The organism is Pseudomonas floridensis (assembly GCF_002087235.1).
In the GTDB taxonomy this organism is placed as follows: Bacteria; Pseudomonadota; Gammaproteobacteria; order Pseudomonadales; family Pseudomonadaceae; genus Aquipseudomonas; species Aquipseudomonas floridensis.
In genome coordinates this window covers 1-730 of record NZ_MUIO01000250.1, presented here as the reverse complement: position 1 = coordinate 730, position 730 = coordinate 1, and the positions used below count along the sequence as shown (strand labels likewise).

Annotated in this window: 1 protein-coding gene; it reads right to left on the bottom strand. The window is 59.5% G+C overall.

The annotated features are described in order from the left end of the window. On the bottom strand, positions 1-730 hold a 730-nt coding region (locus BZK31_RS28685), incomplete at both ends, for a methyl-accepting chemotaxis protein (RefSeq protein ID WP_425273310.1).

Here is a 730-nt window from a genome sequence, read left to right as displayed (position 1 = left end):
ATTGGTCTGGTCGGCAATGTCGTCAATCAGACTCACAATATCGCCGATTTCCTGCGAAGACTCGCCCAGCCGCTTGATGCGCTTGGAGGTGTCCTGAATCTGCTCACGAATATTGTCCATGCCGCGGATGGTGTTGTGCACCACCTCGTTGCCCTTGTTGGCGATGGTCACTGAGCGCTCGGCCACCGAAGACGATTCCGAGGCGTTCGCCGACACCTGATCGATGGACGCGGCGATGTCATTGATCGCCGTAGACGCCGCGCTTATCTGCAGCGCCTGATGCTCGGAGGCCGAAGCCAGCTGCATGGCCGTGGCCTGGGTTTCGGTCACCGCCGAGGCAACCTGTTCGGCCGTGAGATTGATGGTCACCACCAGCTCACGCAACTGGTCAATGGAATAGTTGATCGAGTCGGCAATCGCACCGGTGAAGTCCTCCGTCACCGAAGCCGTGACGGTCAGGTCGCCATCGGCCAGGTTTTCGATCTCGTCCAGCAGACGCATGATCGCATTCTGGTTGCGCTCGCTCTTCTGCGCGGTTTCCCGCAGTTGACGGTTGGTTTCACGCACCATGACCAGGCCGATCAGGATGATCGACATCAGCGCCAGCAGCCCCAGCACGTAACCGCCGACCGTATTGACGGTTCGACGGTTGGCCAGATTTTCCAGGCTGTTGGCCAGCACCGACGTTTCGTCAAGCAGGGTCTGGGACGTGTTGAAGATGTTGCCGGAG